General features: G+C 44.8%; 2 protein-coding genes and 3 pseudogenes. 3 read left to right on the top strand and 2 right to left on the bottom strand.

Annotated elements, in window-relative coordinates; all coding sequences use genetic code 11:
- Window positions 1-236: 236 nt before the first annotated feature.
- Entirely contained in the window at window positions 237-1,190 is a 954-nt protein-coding gene (locus V7K89_RS18795; protein WP_335189689.1) for a heme o synthase, read from the bottom strand.
- A gap of 190 nt (window positions 1,191-1,380) precedes the next feature.
- A complete protein-coding gene (locus V7K89_RS18790; RefSeq protein ID WP_335189687.1) occupies window positions 1,381-2,316 on the bottom strand; it encodes a COX15/CtaA family protein in 936 nt (311 codons plus the stop codon).
- A gap of 191 nt (window positions 2,317-2,507) precedes the next feature.
- Between V7K89_RS18790 and V7K89_RS18785 the strand changes: the two are divergent.
- The 3 pseudogenes from V7K89_RS18785 to V7K89_RS35960 all read left to right on the top strand — a co-directional run.
- Window positions 2,508-3,274: pseudogene (locus V7K89_RS18785) on the top strand (IS5 family transposase).
- A gap of 129 nt (window positions 3,275-3,403) precedes the next feature.
- Window positions 3,404-3,781 (top strand): annotated as a pseudogene (locus V7K89_RS35965) (AMIN domain-containing protein); the annotation flags it as partial.
- A gap of 90 nt (window positions 3,782-3,871) precedes the next feature.
- Window positions 3,872-4,198, top strand: a pseudogene (locus tag V7K89_RS35960) (TonB-dependent receptor domain-containing protein); the annotation flags it as partial.
- Between the last annotated feature and the right edge of the window lie 210 nt (window positions 4,199-4,408).

Genomic DNA, 4,408 nt, shown 5'->3' with positions numbered 1-4,408 from the left:
CGGATTAATCGCTTATTGCCATCAACCTAAGAAACCCAGCCTTCAGATGGAGTGGCTTTTATCTCAACCTGCTTAACCCGAACTCAGGTTCACTTATGACTAAAACTTTACTTGCGTAAGCGTAGCCCGTTGTGGACATCGCAAATCCGCCAAACTCTATAATTATGTATAATTTTTAGTTTATTAAAAACGCGATCGCGCCAATTTTCCAACGCGATCGCTAAATTTTGCATCCCCTAAGCAATAAAATGCAACTGCTTGATCGCTGCATTAATTAGATTATGGATGACAGGAAGGCTATCCACTACCATCCCCAGACACAACAGCATCATGTAAGAGATGGAATAGAGAAATAAATCTCTAGCTACAGTGCGATCCTCTGGATGTTGCAACAAACGCCAAGATTTGTAGATAAATAATCCTCCCAGACTCAGGGCGATCGCAGCATAAAGAATTCCACTTGCGCCCAAAGGATAAACCAATAACACGGTTGCAAATACTGTCACCAGTGTATAATACCAAATCTGCTTCACCGTTGCTGTGTCACCTTCAATCACAGGTAGCATTGGTATCCCAACCTTTGCGTAATCGTCTCTAATCATCAAAGCTAAAGCCCAGAAATGGGGTGGTGTCCACAAAAAGACGATGGCAAAAATTAACCATGCTGACCAGCTTAAAGTGCCTGTGACAGCAGCCCAACCCACTAACGCCGGAATTGCCCCAGCAGCCCCACCGATAACGATATTCTGAGTACTGTGGCGTTTTAGCCAGTGGGTATAAACCAAAATATAAAAGACGATACCAGAGAAGGCTAGCAGGGCGGCTAACAGGTTGGCAAATACTGCTAGGAGTGTAAAGGAAATTGTCGCTAGTGCGATCGCAAAAATTAAAGCATCGCGTGGCTGTACCTTACCGGAAGGCATCGGACGATGGCGCGTCCGCTCCATGTCATAATCAATATCCCGGTCATAGACACAGTTAATCGTCTGGGCGCTTGCAGCAGCCATTGTGCCACCAGTGAGAGTTACTAGCAACAGCAATGGGTCTACTTCTCCCTTAGCAGCAATCCACATACTTCCAGCCGTGGTAATCAAAAGCAACGGAATAATCCGAGGCTTCGTTAGCTGGTAATAACTTTGAACTACCTGGAAAAATGTTTCGTGGTGGCGAGAGACATTAGTCTCAATCATTTTGGCTCTGGTTCCTTATTTTTCAACAACTTATATGCAGCCCCCGCTCAAGCCGGCTATTTCAGACAAATGAAAACACAGATTTTCTGCACTTGCGTGGGTCGCATCATCAGTGCTGAGTGCTGAGTTAAGAGTTAGGAGTTAGGAATTCTTCCTCTTGCTCCCTCATTTCCCTGATCTCCCTCAGTCCCTACTCAGCACTCAGCACCCGTGACTCAGTGAGTACTGAGTCACGTAGTGATAAAACTGTGAAAGCCACCAAAGTACCTAGCAAAGTAGCTCCTATAGCTTGATGAGAGACTGTGAGAGGCTCGACTTGGAGATGTAATTTGAAAGTGGCGACTCCCAACAAGATTTGTAAGATTAACAACGCACCAGCCATATTTGCCAGTCGCCGCAAGGCTGGATGTAGTGCTGGTGTCCGCCAACAGATAAATACTATTGCCAAGGTTGCCACTGTTGGCGGCATCAAACCAGCAATATGGCTGTACATTACAGTACAAAGTTGAGAACCGCCGAGGCATTGGTGTAGCGCCCAGCGAGAGCCTACCAAAGCGCCTAGCAAACTTTGCAGGTAAACTAGAACAGCAGCAGTTAAACCGACCCAAGGCAACTTACCAACGGTTCCATTCCCCTGATAGGGTGTGAGTGCCGTGCCAATAATCAGGAGGGTGCTAAAAAATAACAGTGCCGTTCCTAAATGGGCGGTAACGATATCAAACCGCAACAGTTCGGTAACGGTGAGTCCCCCTAAAATACCTTGGAAGACAATTAGAAATAGGGCGAATGTAGATGCCCAAGGCAGCCAAGAGGGCAAGAAATGACGACGCCACCAGGACAAACCGAAAAGTGCGATCGCACTTAAACCAATTAAAGCCGCATCCAATCTGTGAAACCACTCCAAAAACACTTGGAGATTCATTTGCTTGGCTGGCACGAGTTCGCCATAGCATAAGGGCCAGTCTGGGCAAGCAAGTCCAGCATTCATGACGCGGGTGGCACTGCCTATGGCCATCAAAATTAAGGTGGCTATGCACATTTTCCACACCAAGCGCCGAATCATTTCCTTGGGTTTTTGCTGCTGAAGAGCCGCTTCATTTTGTTGTTGTAGGACAAATTCGCTCATGAACGATACCTTCTGCCCGCTCTTGTTGGATCTCTTAAAATTTTCAATTTTCTTTTGGTGTCCCATCTCCACCCTAGCGTATACGCTAAAGCTTTATAGATCAGCACTCACTTATACTTTGAAGCACATTAACCACTTTTTGCCTGAAGCTTTAGGTATTTTTCAAGATGTGAAAAATTTGATTAGTTGCAATTAATTTCAATATCCTAAATTTTTCATTAAATTTTTTTAGTTATTTACATCTACCACCCAAGGGATTTGGGCATCCGGTAGAAGTAGATTTACGAGAAATTCTGAATGGGATTTTCTACGTGAACGTACTGGGTGTCAGTGGGAAATGCTGCCTCATGATCTTCCTGCTTATACAACGGTGTATGGCTACTTTCAAAAATGGCAACGTAAAGGTATTTGGCAGCAGATTCACGACCAAGTGCGCGCGCCATCAACTACGACAAGATTTAGGGCGAGATGAAGATTCTACCGTTGCGAGCGCTGATTCTCAATCAGTAAAGACAACGGAAAAAAAGGAGCCAGTGCGTTGGGCGGCTTCGCCGACTTAAAGCAACTGGCGTGGGAGGTCTAGGGTTTTGATGGTGGCAAGAAGGTTAAAGGACGTAAACGCCATATCGTCGTAGACTCTCAAGGATTGTTACTTGGGGTTTTCGTCACTGAAGCTAATGCCTCAGAAAGATTAGGGGCAGTGGTTGTGCTGGATGAAGCAAAGGAAAAATTGTCCAAATTAGAAGTGATCTGGGTAGATCAAGGTTATTCTGGCAAGAACTTTGCCAATGCTGTTATCCAAGTCTGTGGTGAGCAGGTACGAGTGGAAGTGATTGAACGAACCTCCGATACCTTCCTTGCGTTGCCCAAGCGATGGATTGTTGAGCGCACTTTTGGCTGGCTGAATCGGTTTCGGCGGTTGAGCAAAGATTATCAGGTGTATTCCGAAGTGAGTTAAGCGATGATTTATGGTTCTTTGCTTCGTCTCATGGTCAGGCGATTAGCTATTTAACATTTACTTTACGAATCAGCTCTTAAATGACTTGAAGAGGTACTTGAGAATATCTGTCTATTGGTAGAGCTAGTTATGAGAAAATTACAGAAGATACTTGCGGGTTGTAGGTATGTTAGTTTGCAATTGTGGGCGATCACTCTAGTTTTACCAATGATGCAACCTGCTTGGGGAAATGAATTGCAGGGTATCAAGCAAACTGTTGCAGTTACAGAAATTACTGGCGTTAAAGTTAATTCAACTTCTACGGGGATTGAGGTAATTTTACAAACATCTCAAGCTGAGGCGTTGCAAGTTGTCAACAAAAGTGATGCCAACAACTTTATTGTCGAGATTCCTAATGCACAATTACGTTTACCGCTCGGTGATTCCTTTGAGCAAGAAAAACCGCTTGTGGGAATTATCCAAATAACAGTAACAAAGCTTGATGTAAAGACTGTGTGGTTGACCGTAGTGAGTGAGAAAGCTTTGCCCACGGTTGAATTATTTGATGATAATGTCTGTCGGGCTGGTTTTTGGTATAAGTTCACAGACAACGGCGACTTCTCGCCCATAGAGCCTATCTCGCTTTATACCAGCTACAGCAGTTCTTTTGTTCCGGTCATCGGTAATGCAGTTGATAACTCTGTTTTTGAACCTCAGCGAGGTACACAATATGAGGTGGGTGTCAAAGCAGATTTGAGTGACCGACTGTCTGCAACGCTGGCAGCTTACCAAATCGCAAAAACCAACGTTCTGACTACCGATCTCAACAATCCCAGTTTTTCCATTCAGGTCGGAGAGCAACGTAGTCGGGGCGTTGAGCTAGATATTGCAGGCGAAATCCTGACTGGTTGGAAAATTATTGCCGCTTACGCTTATACCGATGCCTGCGGTTCTTGCTAGCCTACGCACTCTCAAACCTTGCCTTTTGGGGTTGTCTTCAACATCGCTATATTGCGATCGCGGTTGTTTTTCGTACATTCAAGGCAATGTCTCTTGAGTTAAAGATATAGCAGTCGCCATCTTAGTTAGGACGTAGAATATATAGAGAAGTGATTGATTTCTGCATTCGTATGGCAAACCCTTACAGTTATGATC

The sequence above is a fragment of the Nostoc sp. genome, from assembly GCF_036917515.1.
GTDB lineage: Bacteria > Cyanobacteriota > Cyanobacteriia > Cyanobacteriales > Nostocaceae > Nostoc.
The sequence above is the reverse complement of the archived record's forward strand: the minus strand, read 5'-3'. Positions and strand labels throughout refer to the sequence as shown.

Coding starts and splice junctions, on each gene's coding strand:
- V7K89_RS18795 (WP_335189689.1), bottom strand. CDS start 1,190: ATGATTGAGACTAATGTCTCTCGCCACCACGAAACATTTTTCCAGGTA.
- V7K89_RS18790 (WP_335189687.1), bottom strand. CDS start 2,316: ATGAGCGAATTTGTCCTACAACAACAAAATGAAGCGGCTCTTCAGCAG.